20 protein-coding genes are annotated in these 18,579 nt (G+C 72.4%); 14 read left to right on the top strand and 6 right to left on the bottom strand.

The genetic code is table 11. The annotated features are described in order from the left end of the window. Nucleotides 1–83 precede the first annotated feature (83 nt). The 11 genes from AB0I29_RS25415 (at nucleotide 84) to AB0I29_RS25365 (ending at nucleotide 9,262) form a co-directional block, all read left to right on the top strand. A complete protein-coding gene (locus tag AB0I29_RS25415) occupies nucleotides 84–602 on the top strand; it encodes a nucleoside deaminase (protein ID WP_285107326.1) in 519 nt (172 codons plus the stop codon). A 150-nt stretch (nucleotides 603–752) separates the two neighbouring features. Continuing rightward, nucleotides 753–1,799, top strand: coding sequence for an ABC transporter substrate-binding protein (locus AB0I29_RS25410; RefSeq protein WP_285107328.1), 1,047 nt, complete (start codon nucleotides 753–755; stop codon nucleotides 1,797–1,799). A 2-nt stretch (nucleotides 1,800–1,801) separates the two neighbouring features. After that, a complete protein-coding gene (locus AB0I29_RS25405) occupies nucleotides 1,802–2,632 on the top strand; it encodes an ABC transporter ATP-binding protein (RefSeq protein WP_357486800.1) in 831 nt (276 codons plus the stop codon). Beyond that, complete coding sequence (locus AB0I29_RS25400; protein ID WP_285107330.1) at nucleotides 2,625–3,407, top strand: ABC transporter permease subunit; 783 nt, start codon at nucleotides 2,625–2,627, stop codon at nucleotides 3,405–3,407. Before AB0I29_RS25405 ends, AB0I29_RS25400 begins: the two co-directional genes overlap by 8 nt. Then, the gene (locus tag AB0I29_RS25395) at nucleotides 3,404–4,228 is read left to right on the top strand and encodes an ABC transporter permease subunit (RefSeq protein ID WP_285107332.1); all 825 of its coding nucleotides are present in this window, start codon (nucleotides 3,404–3,406) and stop codon (nucleotides 4,226–4,228) included. The genes AB0I29_RS25400 and AB0I29_RS25395 overlap by 4 nt, the downstream gene beginning before the upstream one ends. Nucleotides 4,229–4,231: 3 nt before the next feature. Continuing rightward, the gene (locus tag AB0I29_RS25390; protein WP_285107334.1) at nucleotides 4,232–4,816 is read left to right on the top strand and encodes a nucleotidyltransferase family protein; all 585 of its coding nucleotides are present in this window, start codon (nucleotides 4,232–4,234) and stop codon (nucleotides 4,814–4,816) included. A gap of 98 nt (nucleotides 4,817–4,914) precedes the next feature. Continuing rightward, nucleotides 4,915–6,216: a cytochrome ubiquinol oxidase subunit I gene (locus AB0I29_RS25385; RefSeq protein ID WP_357486797.1), complete on the top strand. Its 1,302-nt coding sequence runs from the start codon at nucleotides 4,915–4,917 to the stop codon at nucleotides 6,214–6,216. After that, the gene (locus AB0I29_RS25380) at nucleotides 6,213–6,968 is read left to right on the top strand and encodes a cytochrome d ubiquinol oxidase subunit II (RefSeq protein WP_285107337.1); all 756 of its coding nucleotides are present in this window, start codon (nucleotides 6,213–6,215) and stop codon (nucleotides 6,966–6,968) included. The genes AB0I29_RS25385 and AB0I29_RS25380 overlap by 4 nt, the downstream gene beginning before the upstream one ends. A gap of 85 nt (nucleotides 6,969–7,053) precedes the next feature. Next, nucleotides 7,054–7,686, top strand: coding sequence for a hypothetical protein (locus AB0I29_RS25375; RefSeq protein WP_285107339.1), 633 nt, complete (start codon nucleotides 7,054–7,056; stop codon nucleotides 7,684–7,686). Between the two features lie 29 nt (nucleotides 7,687–7,715). After that, nucleotides 7,716–8,462 (top strand): DNA repair protein RecO, encoded by a 747-nt coding sequence (gene recO / locus AB0I29_RS25370; protein WP_285107341.1) that lies wholly within the window; start codon nucleotides 7,716–7,718, stop codon nucleotides 8,460–8,462. Further along, nucleotides 8,462–9,262, top strand: coding sequence for an isoprenyl transferase (locus AB0I29_RS25365; protein ID WP_285107343.1), 801 nt, complete (start codon nucleotides 8,462–8,464; stop codon nucleotides 9,260–9,262). The genes recO and AB0I29_RS25365 overlap by 1 nt, the downstream gene beginning before the upstream one ends. A 58-nt stretch (nucleotides 9,263–9,320) precedes the next feature. Here AB0I29_RS25365 and AB0I29_RS25360 read toward each other — a convergent pair whose 3' ends face one another. The 5 genes from AB0I29_RS25360 to AB0I29_RS25340 form a co-directional block, all read right to left on the bottom strand. Continuing rightward, nucleotides 9,321–10,370, bottom strand: coding sequence for an iron-siderophore ABC transporter substrate-binding protein (locus AB0I29_RS25360; RefSeq protein ID WP_357486794.1), 1,050 nt, complete (start codon nucleotides 10,368–10,370; stop codon nucleotides 9,321–9,323). A gap of 138 nt (nucleotides 10,371–10,508) precedes the next feature. Continuing rightward, nucleotides 10,509–11,300: an ABC transporter ATP-binding protein gene (locus AB0I29_RS25355; protein WP_357486792.1), complete on the bottom strand. Its 792-nt coding sequence runs from the start codon at nucleotides 11,298–11,300 to the stop codon at nucleotides 10,509–10,511. Further along, nucleotides 11,297–12,361: an iron chelate uptake ABC transporter family permease subunit gene (locus AB0I29_RS25350; protein ID WP_285107348.1), complete on the bottom strand. Its 1,065-nt coding sequence runs from the start codon at nucleotides 12,359–12,361 to the stop codon at nucleotides 11,297–11,299. Before AB0I29_RS25350 ends, AB0I29_RS25355 begins: the two co-directional genes overlap by 4 nt. Beyond that, nucleotides 12,361–13,407 (bottom strand): iron ABC transporter permease, encoded by a 1,047-nt coding sequence (locus AB0I29_RS25345; RefSeq protein ID WP_357486790.1) that lies wholly within the window; start codon nucleotides 13,405–13,407, stop codon nucleotides 12,361–12,363. Before AB0I29_RS25345 ends, AB0I29_RS25350 begins: the two co-directional genes overlap by 1 nt. A gap of 90 nt (nucleotides 13,408–13,497) precedes the next feature. Next, on the bottom strand, nucleotides 13,498–14,040 hold the full coding sequence (locus AB0I29_RS25340) for a hypothetical protein (RefSeq protein WP_357486788.1): 543 nt from the start codon (nucleotides 14,038–14,040) through the stop codon (nucleotides 13,498–13,500). Nucleotides 14,041–14,460: 420 nt separating this feature from the next. On the opposite strand from AB0I29_RS25340, the gene AB0I29_RS25335 reads away from it, so the two are divergent. After that, on the top strand, nucleotides 14,461–15,183 hold the full coding sequence (locus tag AB0I29_RS25335; RefSeq protein ID WP_285107354.1) for a helix-turn-helix transcriptional regulator: 723 nt from the start codon (nucleotides 14,461–14,463) through the stop codon (nucleotides 15,181–15,183). A gap of 36 nt (nucleotides 15,184–15,219) precedes the next feature. Here the strand turns inward: AB0I29_RS25335 and AB0I29_RS25330 are convergent, their stop codons facing one another. Next, complete coding sequence (locus tag AB0I29_RS25330) at nucleotides 15,220–16,626, bottom strand: glycine--tRNA ligase (protein WP_285107356.1); 1,407 nt, start codon at nucleotides 16,624–16,626, stop codon at nucleotides 15,220–15,222. Nucleotides 16,627–16,772: 146 nt separating this feature from the next. Between AB0I29_RS25330 and AB0I29_RS25325 the strand changes: the two genes are divergently transcribed. Both AB0I29_RS25325 and AB0I29_RS25320 read left to right on the top strand, forming a co-directional pair. Next, the gene (locus AB0I29_RS25325) at nucleotides 16,773–17,741 is read left to right on the top strand and encodes a metal ABC transporter substrate-binding protein (RefSeq protein ID WP_357486785.1); all 969 of its coding nucleotides are present in this window, start codon (nucleotides 16,773–16,775) and stop codon (nucleotides 17,739–17,741) included. Continuing rightward, on the top strand, nucleotides 17,738–18,577 hold the full coding sequence (locus AB0I29_RS25320; protein ID WP_357486783.1) for a metal ABC transporter ATP-binding protein: 840 nt from the start codon (nucleotides 17,738–17,740) through the stop codon (nucleotides 18,575–18,577). The genes AB0I29_RS25325 and AB0I29_RS25320 overlap by 4 nt, the downstream gene beginning before the upstream one ends. The last annotated feature ends 2 nt before the right edge of the window (nucleotides 18,578–18,579 follow it).

Here is an 18,579-nt window from a genome sequence, read left to right as displayed (position 1 = left end):
CTAAGGGGTGGGGCGAAACAGACGTTTCGACCAGGTGACGTCCTGGGAACGCCGTTGAAACGCAGCAGTGCGAGCATCGAAGGGTGACCAGCCCTCGTCAGACCTCCGGCACACCGTCCCGCGCCTCCGTCAGCCCCGAGGACGCCGCGTGGCTCGCCCGCGCCGTCGAGGTCGCGTCCCGGAACGTGGCCGACGGCGGTGGCCCCTTCGGGGCCGTCGTCGTGCGGGCGGGCGCCGAGGTCGCGGCCGCCGGCAACCGCGTGACCCGGGACCTCGACCCCACCGCGCACGCCGAGGTGGTGGCGATCCGGGCAGCCTGCCAGGAGCTCGGCACGTTCTCGCTGGCCGGGACCACCCTGTACGCCTCGTGCGAGCCGTGCCCGCTGTGCCTGTCGGCGGCCCTGTGGGCGCGGGTGGACCGCGTGGTGTTCGCCGCGGACCGGCACGACGCCGAGCGGGCGGGCTTCGACGACCGCGAGTTCTACGAGCTGCTCGACCGCGACCGGTCGACGTGGCCCAACCCCGTCGTCGAGCACCGGATCGAGCGGGCCGGGGAGCCCTTCGAGGCCTGGCGCGAGCACACCACGCGCGTCCCGTACTGAGGTGCGCGGAACGGTTCACCCGGCGCGGGGGCACGTTTTAACGGCCGTGTAACCGGCCGACGTGAGGCGTGAAACCGCAGGTCTCTAGCGTCCTGGGCATCGGAAACGCGGGTTTCGTTCCGCTCACCCAGCACAACAGGAGAACCACTCATGATGCTTTCCCGTCCTGGGCGCGCGCTGCGCCTGACGGCCGTCGCGGCCGCCGCCTCGCTCGCTCTCGCGGCCTGTGGTTCCGGCGACGACGCCCCCGCCGAGGGGGAGGGCCTGGGGGACCTCACGGTCCAGCTCTCCTGGATCAAGAACGCCGAGTTCGCCGGCGAGTTCATGGCGGACAGCAAGGGCTACTACGCGGACGCCGGCTTCGGCGACGTCACGTTCAACGCGGGTCCCGGCGCGACGGAGAACCTGGTGGCCTCCGGCAAGGCCGACTTCGGCCTCACCAACGCCGTCACCGTGGGCCAGGTCGTGGCCAACGAGGACGCGCCGATCAAGATCGTCGGCACCACGTTCCAGAAGAACCCGTTCACGATCCTGTCCCTCAAGGACGGCGCGAACATCGAGACCGTCGAGGACCTCAAGGGCAAGAAGATCGGCGTGCAGGACGGCGGCAACGGCCTGCTGTTCGCCGCGCTCCTGGCGGCCAACGGCCTCACCGAGGACGACGTCGAGATCGTGCCGGTGCAGTACGACCCGCAGCCCCTGGTCAACGGCGAGGTCGACGGGTTCCTCGCGTACGTGACCAACGAGTCGATCATCGTCTCCTCGCAGGGCGAGGAGGTGACCAACCTGCTGTTCGCGGACAACGGCCTGCCGTTCGTGGCCGAGTCGGTCATCGCCACCGACGAGACCATCGCCGAGCGTCCTGAGGCGGTCAAGGCGTTCCTCGAGGCCGAGATCAAGGGCTGGACCGACGCCTGCGCCGACCTGGAGGAGGGCGCGCGGCTGGCCGTCGAGGAGTACGGCGCGGACCAGGACCTCGACCTGGCCAAGGAGGTGGAGCAGAACACCATCCAGTGCGAGGAGCTGATCAACACCGACGAGACGGCCGAGAACGGCATCTTCACGATCAGCGACGAGCTGCTGGCGCAGAACATGGCCACGTTCGAGGCGGCCGGGATCGACGCCACCCAGGAGGACGTGTTCGACCTGTCGCTCCTGCAGGAGCTGCTCGACGAGCAGCCCGAGCTCAAGGGCTGACCGTGGTCGACCAGTCCGTCACGCAGGTCCCGACCGGTGCCGGTCCCGCCCCGGAGGGCGGGGCCGGCACCGGCCTGCACATCGAGCACCTGTCCAAGTCGTTCGGCTCCGGCCGCCGCACCGTGACCGCCCTCGACGACGTCACGCTGCACACCGACCAGGGCAGCTTCCTGTCCCTGCTGGGCCCGAGCGGCTGCGGCAAGTCCACGATCCTGCGGATCCTCGCGGGCCTGGAGGCGCCGACGTCGGGCACCGCGAAGGTGGACGGCAAGGACCCGGCGCGCCTGCGGGCCGGCCACGAGCTCGGCATCGCGTTCCAGGACGCCGCGCTGCTGCCGTGGCGGTCGGTCGAGTCCAACCTGCGCCTGCCGTTCCAGGTCTCGGGGCAGCCCGTGGACCACGAGCTGGTGGCCGAGCTCATCCGGCTGGTGGGCCTGAGCGGTTTCGAGAAGGCGCGGCCCGGGCAGCTCTCGGGCGGCATGCGCCAGCGGGTCTCGATCGCGCGCGCCCTGGTGGTCAAGCCGTCGGTGCTGCTGCTCGACGAGCCGTTCGGGGCGCTGGACGACATGACCCGCCAGCGGCTGAACCTGGAGCTGCTGCGGATCTGGACCGAGAAGCCGGCCACCACCCTCATGGTCACGCACGGCATCTCGGAGGCGATCTTCCTCTCCGACCAGGTGGCGGTCATGAGCCCGCGGCCGGGCCGGATCAAGGAGGTCATCGAGGTGGACCTGCCGCGCCCGCGCCTGCCGGAGATGATGCGCACGCCGGAGTTCCATGCGCTGCACGACCAGGCCTCGGAGCTGTTGTTCACGGCGGACCCCGATGCCTGACCGCGCCCGCACCTGGCTCGGTGGGGCGGCGGGCCTGGCCGGGCTGGTGGCGCTGTGGTGGCTGCTCGCCGTCACCGTCTTCGACGGTTCGTCCATGCCGACGCCGCCCGGCGTGCTGCGCCAGTACGCCGCCGACGGCTGGGCGTTCTACGCGACCAACTTCGGCGGCACCGTGGTCGAGGCGCTGATCGGGTTCGCGTGGGGCAACGGCCTGGCGCTCGTGCTCGCGGCGCTCGTGCTGCTCACGCCGCGGCTGGAACCCGTGATCTCGCAGATCGCGGTCATCAGCTACTGCGTGCCGACCATCGCGATCCTGCCGATCCTGTACATCGTGCTGGGCCCGCCGGACCCGGGCGAGCCGTCGCCCACGGCGGTCGTCCTGGCGGCCCTGTCGGTGTTCTTCACGACCGTCGTCGGGGCCGTGCTCGGCTTCCGGTCCGCGGACCCCGCCGCGCTCGACGTGGTGCACGTCTACGGCGGCGGCCGCTGGCGCCAGCTCGTCACGGTGCAGCTCGTGTCCGCGCTGCCGGAGATCGTCAGCGCGTGCAAGATCGCCGCCCCGGCCGCGTTCCTCGGGGCGATCCTGGGTGAGTACATCGGTGGCGTCGACCGCGGCGTCGGGCCCGCGCTCATCGCCGCCGGCCAGGGCCTCATGGTGGAGCGCGCCTGGGGCATCATGTTCGCCTGCGCCCTGGTGGCGGGCATCGGATACGCCGCGTTCGGCCTGCTGGGCCGGGTCGCGGTGCCGTGGTCGACCGGAGGAGGACGACGATGAGCGGGGTCTCGACAGGTCCGGTCCGCCGCGGGGGCGCCGGACGGGCGCTCGCGGCCGGGCTCGGCCGGGCGGTGGCCACGGCGCTGCTCATGGCCGCCGTCCTCACGGTCGTCTGGGTCGCCTCCGTGGCGCTGGTCGACAACACGTTCGTGGCCAAGGGCCCCGCCGAGGTCTACGAGTTCCTGGTCACGGCCGACGACGCCGCGACCACCCGCGCGCAGCTCGGCACCGCGCTCGGGGTCACGCTCGGCGACGCCGCCATCGGTTTCGTCGCGGGCATGCTCGCCGCGACGCTCGCGGCGGCCCTCATCGTGCTGTCCCGGCCCGTGGAGACCGCCGTCATGCCGGTCGCCCTGATCCTGCGCGCCGTGCCGCTCATCGCGCTGACCCCGATCATCCGCCTGCTGTTCACCGACGAGGTGGTGCGAGTGGCGGTGGTCTCCGGCATCGTGGTGCTGTTCCCCGCGCTCGTGAACATCGTGCAGGGCCTGCGCTCCGTGTCCGCGCAGCTGACCGACGTCGTGCACGTGTACGGTGGCGGGCCGGTGGCCCTGCTGTTCCGGGTCGCCTTCCCCTCGGCGCTGCCCGCGCTGTTCGCGTCGGTCCGGATCTCCGTGCCCGGCGCCATCACGGGCGCGCTGCTGGCGGAGTGGCTGATCACCGGCGAGGGGATCGGCAGCATGGTGGTCAACGCGGTAGGACGGTCCGAGAACAACCTCGTGTGGGCGTGCGTCCTGGTGGTCACGCTTGCGTCGCTCGTGCTCTACCTGGCGGCGCAGATCATCGAGTCGTTCGTCCTCGCCCGATACGGACGGAGCTGATCCATGGACGGCAGGTACGGCACCACGGCGGTCGGCATCGTGCTCGCGGCCGGCGCCGGCACCCGGTTCGGGATGCCCAAGGCGCTCGCCCGGGCCGACGGCGGCACGCCGTGGCTCGAGCTGGCCTGCCAGGCGCTGGTCGACGGCGGGTGCGCCGACGTGGTCGTCGTGCTCGGCGCGCGGGCCGACGAGGCCGAGCGGCTGGCGCGCGCCGACGCGACGCCCGTGGTCGCCGACGACTGGGAGAGCGGCATCGCGGCCTCCCTGCGCACCGGCCTCGCCTCCGCCCAGGAGACGGGGGCGGACGCCGCCGTCGTCTCCCTCGTGGACCTGCCCGGCCTCCGCGCCGACTCCGTGCGCCGCGTGCTGAAGCCGTTCGGCGAGCCCGACGCCGCCCGTCACGCGCTCGCCCGCGCCACCTACGACGGCCGCCCCGGGCACCCCGTCCTGCTGGGCCGCGAGCACTGGGCGGCGCTCGCCGGCACGGTGCGCGGGGACGCCGGGGCCGGGCAGTACCTGCGGGCGCACGGCGCCGTCGGCATCGACTGCACCGACCTGGGCGGCGGCGACGACGTCGACCGGAGGTAGGGCCGGCCCCACCGCGGGCTAGGGGTCATCCCTGACCTTTCCCCGGTCCTGCCCGAATCCTGTCGCCGCGACCGGTTCGGCTACGTAGTCTCGGGAACGTGGAGGCCACGGAACTCGCCCGCCTGCAGTTCGCGCTGCTGGCCGCTGTGCACTTCCTCTTCGTGCTGCTCACGCTCGGGCTCGGCCCGGTCGTGGCGATCTTCAACACGCGCTGGGCCCGCGCCACGGGCGACCGCGCCGTCGTCTTCGAGCGCGCGACCCGGTTCTGGGGGCAGATCTACCTCGTCAACTACGCGCTCGGCATCGCCGCCGGCATCGTCCTGGAGCTCCAGTTCGGCCTGCACTTCCCGGGCCTGCTCGACGTCGCCGGCGAGGTCTTCGGCGCGCCGCTGGCCGTGGAGACCCTTGTCGCGTTCTTCCTGGAGTCCACCCTGCTGGGCCTGTGGGTGTTCGGCTGGCACCTGTTCCCGCGCGGGCTGCACGCCGCGATCTTCTGGGCCGTCGTCGTCACCGGGTACGCCTCGGCCTTCGCCGTGATGGTGGCCAACGGGTTCCTGCGCAACCCCCTCGGGTACGTGCTGGAGGGCCCCGCCGGCGCACAGGTCGCCCGCATCACCGACGTCGGCGCCCTGGTCACCAACCCCGCGGCGCTCCTGTCCGGCCTGCACGTGGTCGGCGCCTGCCTCATGGCCGGCGGGTTCGTGCTCGTCGGCGTCGCCGCGTGGCACCTGCGGCGCGTCGGCGGCGGACAACGGCAGCCGACCGGCCCCGACGAGGACCTGTGGCGGCACTCCATGCGGGCAGGCATCTGGACCGGCGTGGTCGGCGTGCTGCTCGTGCAGGCCTTCGGCTACGCCCAGTTCGGCTACATCGAGGGAGGCTTCGGCCAGGACGCCGCCGTCGGCGTGCTCCTCGAGGTCATGATGCGCAGCGCCGACCTCGTCTTCCTCGGCGCACTCGTGCTCCCCTTCCTGCTCATCGGGGCCGCCCTGTTCCGCATGCGCGGCCGCCGCGGCCTCTACGTGGTGCTCACGGTCCTGCTGCCCCTGCCGTTCGTCGTGGCGCTCGCGGGCTGGCTCGTGCGCGAGCTGGGGCGGCAGCCGTGGGTCGTGCAGGGTGTGCTGCGGGTCGACGAGGTCACCTCCGACCAGTCCGCCCGCGCGGTCCTGGCCTCGCTCGTGCTGCTCGTGGGCCTCATGGTCACGCTCGCCGTGCTCGACTGGTGGGTGCTGGGCCGGCTGGCCCGCGCGGGGACCGACCGGCTCGTGCTGGGCGCCGCCGCGGCCGACGTCCTGCGGGACGACGGCGCGGGCGACGAGGTGCTGCTCCGGTTCGGGGCGCCCGACGACGGGGCGGGCGGCGCGTCCGGCGGCGGTCCGGCGCCGGAGGGCGCCCGATGAACGCGGCGGCGTGGGCCGTGCTCCTGACCGTGCTGCTGGTCGGCTGGGTGGTGCTCGACGGCGCCGTCCAGGGCGCGGGCGCCACCCTGCTGCAGGACCGCGGTCCGGACGGCAAGGACAAGCGCCGCGAACCGGCGCAGCGCCGGGTGGTGCTCGGGGCCGTCGGCCCGCTGCTGCTGCCGGGCGAGGTGTGGCTGGTGGCGGCGCTCGGGGTGCTGATCGGCGTCTTCCCGCACGCCGAGGCCGACCTGCTGGCCGTCGGGTACCCCGTGGCGATCGTGCTTGTCGCGTCCTGGGCGCTGCGCGACGCCGGGATCTGGCTGCGCAGCCGCCGCCCGGGCAACGTGTGGCGGGACGTGTGGGACGTGGTGCTGGTGGTCGCGAGCATCGCGCTGGCCGGGAGCTGGGGCGCGCTGCTCGGCGTGGCCTGGGGGAGCGGCCTGGTCGCGCTGGCGCTGGGCGTCGCGGCGGTGGTCGTGACGCGCCTGCACGGGGACGCCGTGGTCGCGTGGCGGCTGCGCCGCACGGGCCCGCTGCCGGTGGTCGTCACCTCGGTGATGATCGCGGCCCCCGTGGTCGGCACGGCGATCGCGGCGTGGCCGCGGCTGGTCGGCGGCGCGGTCTCGGAGGAGACGATGGCGGGGCTCGGGATCGTCGCGCTGGTGGTGCTCCCGCTGATCCTGGCGTTGCAGGTGGCCGCCTGGTGGCTCGTCTCCCGGCCGCTGGACCGCCGGGACACGCTCTTCTTCTGAGGTGCGCCCGGCACCCAGAACTTAGGTCTCGAAACGGACTTATCGCTCCGGTGACCCACGAGATGCCGGTAAAGTCCTACCTACCATGACCATGAAGAACCGCATCGTCTGCGCACTGCTCGGCGCCCTGGCGTTCGCCACCGCGACACTGCTCCTGCCGTGGCTCCCGGACGCGCTGGTGGGCCTGCTCGGGACCGGCGGCGTGCTGCTGTTCCTGGCCGCCCTGGTGCTGCCGACCAACACCCGGCAGCCGCCCGTGCACAGCCTGGCGATCCTTGACAAGGGGTACCTGACGCCCGCCGAGATCCACCAGATCCTCGGGATCTGGCTGCCGACGGGCAGCGCCGCCCTGGAGGCGCGGGACGCGCAGTGGACGGTCGCCCGGCACGTCGCCAAGTGGCGCGCCGACCACGTGGTCAACGTGATGGACTACCACGGCGTGGTGGCCGAGCGCCGGGTCGACATGCTCTCGGTGGTGCAGTGGGTCGGCATCCAGCTCCTGCCCGCGTTCCTCGGCCTGATCTTCCTGATCCCCACGCTGGCACTGACCGGTTTCGACAAGATCAGCATCAACTTCCTCCAGACCCTCCTGCTCTTCGTGATCTGGGGCGGCGTCGCACTGCTGGCGCGCTGGATCCTGGAGAAGCACGTGATCCACCGGTTCGTGTGGGAGCCGGAGCTGACGCCGGACGGGACCCGGTTCGTCGAGCGTGCCTGAGTGTCGGTGACTGGGGGCAGAATGGCTCTGTGCCCCTGTACCGAGACGACGCGATCGTGCTGCGCACCCAGAAGCTGGGCGAGGCGGACCGCATCGTCACGTTCCTGACGCGCGAGCACGGCAAGGTGCGCGGGGTGGGCAAGGGCGTGCGGCGCACGTCGTCCAAGTTCGGGGCGCGTCTGGAGCCGTTCATGGCGGTCGACGTGCAGCTCCACACGGGTCGTAACCCGCGGCCGGGCATGGGGCTGGACACGGTGACGCAGGTCGAGACCATCGGGGCCTACGCCCGCTCCATCTGCGAGGACTACGGCCTGTACACGTCCGGCACGGTGATGCTGGAGGCCGCCGACCGGCTGGTCGCGCAGGAGAACGAGCCGGCGGTGCAGCAGTACTGGCTGCTCGCCGGGGGCCTGCGGGCGCTGTCCGAGCGGCACCACGACGCCGGCCTGGTGCTGGACTCGTACCTGCTGCGGGCCCTCGCGGTGGCCGGCTGGGCGCCGTCGTTCGAGGACTGCGCGCGCTGCGGCGAGCCCGGGCCGCACCACTCGTTCAACGTGGCGCAGGGCGGCGCCGTCTGCCCGCGCTGTCGGCCGCCGGGCTCCACCGCCCCCGCGCCCGAGACCTTCGCCCTGCTGTCCTCGCTGCTCGCGGGCGACTGGGCGACCGCCGACGCGTCCGACGCGCGGCACCGCAAGGAGGCGAGCGGCATCGTCGCCGCCTACGGCCAGTACTACCTGGAGAGAACGTTGCGATCGTTGAAGATGGTGGAGCGCTGATGGCCCGGAACGCGAACCGGGAGCTGGTCAAGCCGTTCCCGCACCCGTCCGGCGAGCAGGCCCCGCGGATCCCCAAGGAGTTCCTGCCGCGCCACGTCGCCGTCGTCATGGACGGCAACGGGCGCTGGGCCAACGCGCGCGGCCTGCCGCGGATCGAGGGGCACCGGGCGGGCGAGAACTCGCTGCTCGACGTCGTGGCGGGGGCCGTCGACGTGGGCGTCGAGTACGTCTCGGCGTACGCGTTCAGCACGGAGAACTGGAAGCGCTCGCCCGAGGAGGTGCGCTTCCTGATGAACTTCACGCACGAGGTCATGAAGCGCCAGTGCGACGTCATGGCGTCGTGGGGCGTGCGGATCCGGTGGGCCGGACGCCGTCCGAAGCTGTGGAAGTCCGTGATCGACGTGCTGCTCGAGGCCGAGGAGCGCACCAAGGACAACGACCTCTGCACGCTGACGATGTGCGTCAACTACGGCAGCCGGGCCGAGCTGGCCGATGCGGCCGCGGCCATGGCCCGGGACGCCGCCGCGGGCAGGCTGGACCCGAGGCGCATCAACGAGAAGACGGTGCAGAAGTACCTGTACCTGCCCGACGTGCCCGACGTGGACCTGTTCCTGCGCTCGTCCGGCGAGCAGCGCACGTCCAACTTCATGCTGTGGCAGGCGGCGTACGCCGAGATGGTGTTCCTCGACGAGCCCTGGCCCGACGTCGACCGCCGGCACCTCTGGCACGCCGTCGAGGAGTACGCGAAGCGCGACCGGCGGTACGGCGGGGCGCTCGACAAGCCCGACACCGGGAAGTGACGAGTGCGGGGCTTCTGTGGGGTGTCGGCCCCACAGAAGCCCCGCACTCGGCGGATCGTCAGCCGAGCGTCTCGGCCAGCGAGTCGATCAGCAGGGGCATGCCCTCGGGGTACTCGACCGAGAGGGCCGTGGGCGGCGAGACGGCCGAGACCGCGACGGTGCCGACCTGCTGTGCCACCATGCCGTTCTTGACGGCGGGCAGGGCCTGGAGCTCCTTCTTGTCGGGGAGCGCCGCGGCCTCCTCCTCGGTGTACGTGTAGGCCACCACCAGGTCGGACTCGAGCTTGTCCAGCTCCTCGTACGACAGCGTGTAGAAGAACGAGCCGTCGTCCGGCGCGAGCTCCTCGACGGCCGGGGCGGTCTCGAAGCCGAGGCCCTCCAGGAACCCGGCGCGCGGGTCGCCGGCCCGGTACACGTAGATCAGGCCCTCGTCGGGCGAGTCGACGATCGCGGCGACCGTCTTGCCCGCGAACTCGGGGTGCGCCTCGGCCTGCTCGGCCAGGTAGTCGTTGATCTCCTGGACCTTGGCCTCACCGGCGGCGCTGCGGCCCAGGGCGGCGTCCGTGGCGGTGATGATCTCGTCCCACGGCGTCTGCCAGGCCGTCTCCGGGTAGGCGACGGTCGGGGCGATCTCGCTGAGCAGGTCGTACTGCTCCTGCGTGAGGCCCGAGTACGTCGCGATGATGACGTCGGGCTCGGCGGCCGCGAACTCCTCGTAGGGCACGGTCGCGCCGGCCTCGGCGTCGGTCAGCACGGTGGGGTGCTCCACGCCCGCCTCGTCGTAGGCCTCCTCGACCCACGGCAGGAGGTTGCCCTCGCCGACCGTCCAGGTCTGCTCGGCGACGGCGACCGGGAAGACGCCCGCCGCGATCGCGGCCTCGGTCGAGCCCCAGCCCCAGGTGGCGACGCGCTCGGGCGCCTCCTCGATGGTGGTCTCGCCGAGCGCGTGCTCGATGGTCAGGGGGAACTCGTCGGTCGCGCCGGAGGCACCGGCGGACGGCGTGGCCGCGTCGCTGCCGGCCGGCTCTTCGGACGCGCAGCCCGCGAGGGCGAGGGCGGACGCGGCGACGAGGCCGACGGCCGCTGCGAGGGATCGGCGAGGTCGCACGGTTTCTCCCGGGGTGTTCAGTCGAACGACCGACGGGCGCCGGTCGAGATGAGGTAACCCTAACCACAATAGGTCACGGGGATGTTGCGAAATTGAGGGAGGTCCGAGTGAGGTAAGCCACGCCCCCGTCGGGCGTCACTACTTCGAGTGGTAGCGCCCGACCGGGACCACGAGCGGCGAGCCCGCCACGGGGTCGGGCACGACCTGGGCGCGCAGCCCGAACGCCTCGTCGACCACCTCGCGGGTCAGCACGTCGGACGGCAGCCCTTCCGCGACGATCCGGCCGGCCGCCATCACGACCAGGTGGTCGGCATACCGGGCGGCGAGGTTGAGCTCGTGCAGCACCATCGCGACCGTGGTCCCCTGGTTCCGGTTCAGCTCCGTGAGCAGGTCCAGCAGGTCGAGCTGGTGGCGCACGTCGAGGAAGGTGGTCGGCTCGTCGAGCAGCACGATGTCGGTCTGCTGCGCCAGCACCATGGCGATCCACACGCGCTGCCGCTGCCCGCCCGAGAGCTCGGCGACGGGCCGGTCCGCGAGCTCGGCCACGCCGGTGGACTCCAGCGCGGTGGTGACCACGGCGTCGTCGTCGGAGGAGTGGCGGCCGAACCAGCCCTGGTGCGGGTACCGGCCGCGGCTGACCAGCTCGGCGACCCGCACGCCGTCCGGTGCGATGGAAGACTGTGGCAGCATGCCGATCTTGCGGGCCAGCTCCTTGCGCGGCATCTGCGTGATGTCGGCGCCGCCCAGCGTGATGCGGCCGCCGTCGAGCGGGTGCAGGCGGGCCAGCCCGCGCAGCAGCGTGGACTTGCCGCAGGCGTTCGGCCCGACGACGGCGGTGATCTTGCCGTCGGGCAGTGTCAGGTCGAGGTTCTCGATGACCCTCAGGCCGTCGTAGCCCAGGCTGACGCCCTCGGCGCGCAGGTTGGTCATCGGCTCCTCTTCTCGGTCGTGGCGAGCAGCCACAGCAGGTAGGGGGCGCCCACGAGCCCCGTGACGATCCCGACGGGGGCGGCGACGCCGAGCAGCCCGTGCTGCGCGATCACGTCGGCGGCCAGGGTCAGGGCGGCCCCGGTCGCGGCCGAAGCGACGAGGGCGGCCCCGCCGTCGTTCACCAGGCGGCGCGCGATGGCGGGCGCGACCAGGGCGACGAACGCGATGGGGCCGGCGGCGCTGGTCGCGAGCGCGACGAGCGCGACGGCCAGCAGCAGGGCACCGACCCGGGCGGCATCCACGTGCACCCCCAGGGCGCGCGCGTTGTCGTCGCCGAGGGCGAGCGGCCCCTGCGTCCGCGAGACGACGGCGGCCGCGGCGCACAGCACGAGCGTCCCGGCGGCGACGAGCGTGAGCTGTTCGCCGCGGACGTCGGACACCGAGCCGACGGTCCAGATCAGGACCGCCGCAGCCTCGTGCTCCTGCGACCGGGCCATGGCCCAGGCGATCAGCGAGGAGCCCAGGTACGCGAACCCGACGCCGACCAGCACGAACCGGATCGAGTGCAGGCCCTTGCGCCACGCCAGCAGCCAGATCGCGAGCGCGACGACGCCCGCGCCGGCGAACGCCAGGCCGGACAGCGCCATGCCGCTCAGCCCCAGGACGAGCACACCGATCACGGCCCCGAGGCTGGCGCCGGTGGAGATGCCAAGGATGTCGGGGGAGGCGAGCGGGTTGCGCAGGGTCGACTGGAAGAGGGCGCCGGCCAGGCCGAACGCCACACCGACCACGACGGCCGCCTCGATGCGGGGCAGACGGAGCTTCTGGACGACGAAGACGTCGCCCTTGTCGCCGAGGCCGAACACGCCGGAGATCGCCTGGCCCGGCGTGAGGCCGGCCGCGCCCATCAGGAGCGCCGCGGTCCCGGCGACGAGCACCACGAGCACCATCCCGGACACGACAAGCGCCTGCCGGCGGCGGCGGAGGGTGCGCAGGTCGGCGACGGTGGTGACCGTGGTGTCGGTGACCCGCGTGGGGGTGGCGGGAGCGGGTGCGGACATCAGGCCCCCACCACGTTCCTGCTGCGCGCGACGGCGACGAGCACCGGAGCGCCGAGGAGCGCCGCGACCACACCGGCCTCGAGCTCGGAGCGGGGCAGGATCAGCCGGCCGAGGACGTCCGCGGTCAGCAGCATCACCGGGCCCAGGAGGGCGCCGACCGCCATGACCCAGCGGTAGTCCGTGCCGACGAGGCGCCGGGCCGCGTGCGGCACCACGAGCCCGACGAGCGCGATGGGCCCGGCGAGCGACGTCGCGGTGCCCGCGAGCAGCACGATCGCGACGGCCGCGAGGGCGCGCGTGGTGCCGACCCGCTGGCCGAGCGCCGTGGCGACGTCGTCCCCGAGGGCCAGCATGTTGAGCCGGTGCGCGAGCGCGGCCGCGAGCACGAGGCCGACCACGATGAACGGCCACAGCGCCGTGACGGTGTCGAGGCCCCGGCCCGTCAGGGAGCCGACCGACCAGAACCGGTACAGGTTGAACGCCTGCTGGTCGCGCAGCAGCACCAGGGTGATCAGCGGTGTGATCAGCGCGGTCACCGCGGCCCCGACCAGCGCCAGCCGCACCGGCTGGCCGCGTCCCACCGAGAAGACGATCGCTGCCGCGACGGCGGCCCCCAGGAACGCGAACCAGACGTAACCGAGGGGCGAGGTGATGCCCAGCAGCCAGACCGCGCACACGACCGCCAGCGACGCTCCCGAGTTCAGCCCCAGCAGGCCGGGGTCGGCGATCGGGTTGCGGGTGACGCCCTGGATCAGCGTGCCCGCCGTGCCGAGCGCGACGCCCGCCGCCAGGCCCACGATGGTGCGGGGCAGGCGCTGCTCCAGCACCACGTCGTGGTCCATGAACCCGGCGACGGGTGCGGTCAGCGCTCGCCAGACCTCGGCCGGGTTGATGTCGCGGACGCCGAGCGCGAGGCTCGCCAGGACGACGAGCAGCAGGGCGGCAAGCGCCGTGAGCAACGCGAACGTCCGACGTCGGGCACGCTGGGCTACGGCTTCCGCACCCTCACGGCGTCCCGCGGGCGCAGCCGCAGGTGAGGTAAGCATTGCCTAAGCATTCCACACGGTCCGGCATGGTCGGTACGTGCGCCCGGTCACCGGAGCTCGGACGACCGGGCGCACCCGCCGGGCAGGAGATCAGGAGTACGAGTCGCAGCCCCAGCCGTCGTTGTCGGCGTCGAGCGCGTGGTAGTCCTTGGTGCCGACCCAGACCGTCTTGCCGATGTCCTTGCAGTCGAGGTCGGGGTTGGTCGGCGAGACGGGGCACTGCCACCGCCCGGCCGAGTACACGCAGACGGCGTCCGCGGCGGAGTCGGCCCGGAAGGAGCCCGCCTTGCCCGCGTACCTCACCGTCCACTTGCCCGAGCGCGACGCCGTGGCCTTGTAGGTGTAGGCGCCGGTGCGCGTGGTCCGGACGAGGCCGATCTTGCGCGGCTCGTCCGGCCCGGACGGGTCGAAGGTCACGGTCAGGACCTTCGTCGTGGGCAGGGCGCGCCACTGACCGTCCTTCTTGTACTTGAGCGTCCCCTTGAGCGTGACCGTCTTGTTCTTCGCGACCGGCTCGGGCTTCGCGTCGAGCGTCACGTTCGTGGAGTAGACAGTCGCTGCCTGCGCGGGGGCCGACGCCGTGAGAGCGAGCGCGAGCACGCTCACCAGGGCGACGATGGTGCGGCGGATCATGAGGCCAACCTCTTCGATGACTCGGGGCGCCCCGGACGGGGCACGCTACGAGTTCTCAAGCCCGCTCACCGCACGGTATGACCTGATTCGAGCCGACCTCACCCGGGTGAACCGACGCCGGGACGATCTCCCCGCGCCGTGCGGGCACCTCCGGGGAAGACCTCTGCCAGCCAGGTACGTAACGCAGAGCTAGCACTGCTACATCTCCGTTACCCACCTGGCTGACAGAGGTCTTCCCCGGCGGTGCACGGCGACGAGCCGGCCGGACAGGGCGCGCCGGACAGGGCGCGCCGGACAGGGCACGCCGGACGAGGCACGCCGGACGCGGCACGAGCGGACCGACGCCTGCGGGATCGAGGTTGTCCACAGGCGCGTCGACCCCGCCCGGCTCGCGGGCCCGATCGCTGACACGATCGTGGGATGGATCTCGCCGCACTGATCAAGGAGGCCCGCCAGGAGGCCCGGCTCACGCAGGAGGAGCTCGGGCGCCGGGTCGGCCGGTCCCGGGCATCGATCTCCCAGCTCGAGGCAGGCGTGCGGACACCCAGCTTCGGGTCGCTGCGGGAGATCCTCGCCGCGCTGGGCAAGCAGGTCCGGCTGGAGCTGGAGCCCCTCGACGAGGACATCCGCCGCCAGATCGTCGAGCACCGGCACGATCCGGACCTGGCCGATCGCGTCTTCTTCGCGGTCGAGCAGATCGAGGACCTGGTGGGCCTGGACCTCCGGATCGAAGGGCTCGCGGCGGCAGCGCTGCTCGGTGCGCCCGTCGACGCCGGCGACCCTCAGGTCGCCGTCGCGAACACGGAGCGCACGACCGACTGGCTCGCCGACAAGCTCCGACACGACCGGATCCGCTTTCGGCCGGCGGGCTGGGTGGGGACCGCCTGGCCCCGCACGCCGCAGGAGGTGTACGACCTGATCGAGGTCGAGTGTCCCGACGGCTGGATCATGGTGCACGGCTTCTTCCACGAGACACCGATTCGGTTCGCGCCGGCCGAGGACGTCGCGCGGCACGTCCTGATCGACAACGGCGAGCACGGGCCGTTGCGGGTGCAGCCGCTGCACGAGATCGACACCACGGACCGTGACGCGGCGCGCGTCCTGCGCCTGCTGCGGGAGCAGGCGCAGGACGCGCGTGGTTAGCCGGGCTCAGGCCCCGAGGCGTCAGGGGCCTGGGCGTCAGGCGCCGACGAGGTGGCCCGCCAGGTAGCTGACGACCTTGTCCAGGGCGACGCGCTCCTGCTGCATGGTGTCACGGTGCCGGATGGTGACGGCCTGGTCGTCGAGGGTGTCGAAGTCGACGGTGATGCAGAACGGCGTGCCGATCTCGTCCTGCCGGCGGTAGCGCTTGCCGATCGCCTGGGTCACGTCGTAGTCGACGTTCCAGTACTTGCGCAGCTCCGCGGCCAGCTTCTCGGACGCCGGGAGCAGGTCCGCCGTCTTGGACAGCGGCAGCACCGCGGCCTTGATCGGGGCCAGGCGCGGGTCCAGGCGCAGGACCGTGCGCTTGTCGACGCCGCCCTTGGTGTTCGGCGCCTCGTCCTCGGCGTACGCCTCGACGAGGAAGGCCATGAGCGACCGGGTCAGGCCGGCGGCGGGCTCGATGACGTACGGGAAGTACTTCTCGTTGGTCACCGGGTCGCGGTACGCCAGGTCCTTGCCCGAGCTCTCCGTGTGGGTCTTCAGGTCGAAGTCCGTGCGGTTCGCGATGCCCTCGAGCTCACCCCACTCGCTGCCCTGGAAGCCGAAGCGGTACTCGATGTCCACGGTGCGGGTCGAGTAGTGCGACAGCTTGTCCTTGGGGTGCTCGTAGTGCCGCAGGTTGTCGGCCGAGATGCCCAGGTCCGTGTACCAGTCGGTGCGGTAGTCGATCCAGTACTGGTGCCACTCCTCGTCCTCGCCCGGCTTGACGAAGAACTCCATCTCCATCTGCTCGAACTCGCGGGTGCGGAAGATGAAGTTGCCCGGCGTGATCTCGTTGCGGAACGACTTGCCGATCTGGCCGATGCCGAACGGCGGCTTCTTGCGGGCCGCGGCGGCGACGTTGGCGAAGTTCACGAAGATGCCCTGCGCGGTCTCGGGGCGCAGGTAGTGCAGGCCGGACTCGTCCTCGACGGGGCCGAGGTACGTCTTCAGCATCATGTTGAAGTCGCGGGGCTCGGTCCACTGGCCGCGGGTACCGCAGTTGGAGCAGACGATCTCGGCGAGGCCGCCCTCGGGGGCGCGGCCCTTCTTCTCCTCGAACTCCTCGATCATCTGGTCCTCGCGGAACCGCTTGTGACACGAGAGGCACTCGGTGAGCGGGTCGGTGAACACGCCGACGTGGCCGGAGGCCACCCACACCTGGCGCGGCAGGATGACCGACGAGTCGAGGCCGACGATGTCATCCCGGCTCGTGACCATCGCACGCCACCACTGCTTCTTGATGTTCTCCTTGAGCTCCACGCCGAGGGGTCCGTAGTCCCACGCAGAGCGCGTACCGCCGTAGATCTCGCCCGACGGGAAGACGAAACCTCGTCGCTTCGCGAGCGAGACGACGGCGTCGAGCTTGGCGGTCTGCGCAGAGCGCACTGACTTGTCGGACACGAGGGATCTCTCCAGGGGAACAGGTGGAAGTAACGTCCGCCCAGCCTACCGTCCGGGCCGGTCGGAGCCCGCGCGAAAAAGCGCGTGACCGACCTCTCGATCCCGATCTTTGACAATCGTTCTCAACAAGCGTGAGAATCGTTCTCATGACTTCGACTCGCGCCACCGGCGCCGCCCTGACCAGCCTCGTCCTCGCCGGTGCGGCGACCCTCGCGGGCTGCTCCACCCAGGCGGCGGGCGGTGCGGGCGGGGCGTCCGACGGCGTCGTCGTGCTCGCGTCCTTCTACCCGCTCCAGTACGTGGCGCAGCAGATCGGCGGGGACCTGGTCACGGTCGACAACCTCACGCCGCCGGCCGCCGAGCCGCACGACCTGGAGCTGTCGCCGGCGCAGGTCCGCGAGATCGGCACCGCAGACCTGGTGGTCTACCTCTCCGGCTTCCAGGCCGCCGTCGACGAGGGCGTCGAGTCCCGCGCGCCGGAGCACGTGGTCGACGCCGCGGACGCCGCCGGGCTCGTCGAGCACGCGGAGGAGACCGAGGAGGAGCACGCGGAGCACGCCGAGGAGGGCGACGGGCACGACCACGGCTCGACCGACCCGCACTTCTGGCTGGACCCGAGCCGGCTGGCCGCCGTCGGGCAGGCCGTCGCCGACGAGCTGTCCGCCGTGGACCCGGAGCACGCCGACGAGTACGCCGCCGGCGCCCTGCGGCTGGGCGAGCAGCTCGACGGGCTGGACCAGGAGATGGCGGACGGCCTCGCCGCCTGTCAGGGCGCGACGCTGGTGACGAGCCACGCGGCGTTCGGCTACCTCGCCGACCGGTACGCGCTGGAGCAGGTGGGCATCTCCGAGCTCGACCCCGAGGCGGAGCCGTCCCCGGCGCGCCTGCGCGAGATCGGCGCCGTGGTCAGGGAGAACGGCGTCAAGACGCTGTACTCGGAGACGCTGGTGAGCCCCAAGGTCACCGAGACCCTGGCCGCTGACCTGGGCGTGGACACGGCCGTGCTGGACCCGCTGGAGGGTCTGTCGGAGGAGGCCTCGGCCGCGGGTGACGACTACGTCTCCGTGATGCGGGCCAACCTCGCCGCGCTCGAGGAGGGACTGGTCTGCGCATGACGAACACCGGACGGGTGGAGACTGAGCAGGTGACCGAGAGCAGCGAACCCGTGATCGAGGCGCGCGGCCTGCACTTCCGTGCGGGCGCGAGCCACATCCTGCGCGGCATCGACCTGACGGTCGAGCCCGGCGAGGTCGTCGCGCTGCTCGGCGCGAACGGATCCGGCAAGTCCACGCTGGTCAAGTCGCTGGTGGGCATCAACGTGCCGTCCGAGGGCACCGTGCGGCTGCTCGGCGAGCCCCTCGGCGCCGCCGGCCGGGGCGGGACGGTCGACTGGGACCGCGTCGGCTACGTGCCGCAGCGCGCCGGGGCGGGCGGCGGCATCCCGTCGACGGCCCAGGAGGTCGTCGCCTCGGGTCTGCTGCACGGGCGCCGCCTGAGCCTGCCGCGCGGCTGGCGCGACCGGGTCGCGGCGGCCCTCGAGCAGGTGGGCCTCGCCGACCGCGTGCACGACCCGGTGCACCTCCTGTCGGGCGGCCAGCAGCAGCGGATCCTCATCGCGCGCGCCCTGGTCCGCGAGCCGGACCTGCTCGTGCTGGACGAGCCCGTCGCGGGCGTGGACGTCGCCAGCCAGGAGGCGTTCGCCACCACGATGCGGCGGCTGGTCGACGGCGGCCTCACGGTGCTCGTGGTGCTGCACGAGTTGGGCGAGCTCGAACCGCTCGTCACGCGCGCCGTCGTGCTCAAGCACGGCAAGGTCGTGCACGACGGCGCCCCGCCGCAGGCCCGGCACGACCACGACCGTGCGGGGCACCGCCACCAGCACCCGCACGCCGACGACAACTCCCTCGACCCCGCCGAGTCCAGGGCCTTCGACCTGGAGGTGCGCCCGTGATC

This window comes from Promicromonospora sp. NPDC050262 (genome assembly GCF_040655935.1).
Taxonomy (GTDB): Bacteria; Actinomycetota; Actinomycetes; order Actinomycetales; family Cellulomonadaceae; genus Promicromonospora.
Note: the sequence above shows the minus strand (reverse complement) of the source record. Positions and strands in the feature narration are given on the sequence as shown.

Coding starts and splice junctions, on each gene's coding strand:
- AB0I29_RS25410 (WP_285107328.1), top strand. CDS start 753: ATGATGCTTTCCCGTCCTGGGCGCGCGCTGCGCCTGACGGCCGTCGCG.
- AB0I29_RS25400 (WP_285107330.1), top strand. CDS start 2,625: ATGCCTGACCGCGCCCGCACCTGGCTCGGTGGGGCGGCGGGCCTGGCC.
- AB0I29_RS25395 (WP_285107332.1), top strand. CDS start 3,404: ATGAGCGGGGTCTCGACAGGTCCGGTCCGCCGCGGGGGCGCCGGACGG.
- AB0I29_RS25390 (WP_285107334.1), top strand. CDS start 4,232: ATGGACGGCAGGTACGGCACCACGGCGGTCGGCATCGTGCTCGCGGCC.
- AB0I29_RS25380 (WP_285107337.1), top strand. CDS start 6,213: ATGAACGCGGCGGCGTGGGCCGTGCTCCTGACCGTGCTGCTGGTCGGC.
- AB0I29_RS25375 (WP_285107339.1), top strand. CDS start 7,054: ATGACCATGAAGAACCGCATCGTCTGCGCACTGCTCGGCGCCCTGGCG.
- AB0I29_RS25365 (WP_285107343.1), top strand. CDS start 8,462: ATGGCCCGGAACGCGAACCGGGAGCTGGTCAAGCCGTTCCCGCACCCG.
- AB0I29_RS25355 (WP_357486792.1), bottom strand. CDS start 11,300: ATGACCAACCTGCGCGCCGAGGGCGTCAGCCTGGGCTACGACGGCCTG.
- AB0I29_RS25350 (WP_285107348.1), bottom strand. CDS start 12,361: ATGTCCGCACCCGCTCCCGCCACCCCCACGCGGGTCACCGACACCACG.
- AB0I29_RS25345 (WP_357486790.1), bottom strand. CDS start 13,407: ATGCTTACCTCACCTGCGGCTGCGCCCGCGGGACGCCGTGAGGGTGCG.
- AB0I29_RS25340 (WP_357486788.1), bottom strand. CDS start 14,040: ATGATCCGCCGCACCATCGTCGCCCTGGTGAGCGTGCTCGCGCTCGCT.
- AB0I29_RS25335 (WP_285107354.1), top strand. CDS start 14,461: ATGGATCTCGCCGCACTGATCAAGGAGGCCCGCCAGGAGGCCCGGCTC.
- AB0I29_RS25325 (WP_357486785.1), top strand. CDS start 16,773: ATGACTTCGACTCGCGCCACCGGCGCCGCCCTGACCAGCCTCGTCCTC.
- AB0I29_RS25320 (WP_357486783.1), top strand. CDS start 17,738: ATGACGAACACCGGACGGGTGGAGACTGAGCAGGTGACCGAGAGCAGC.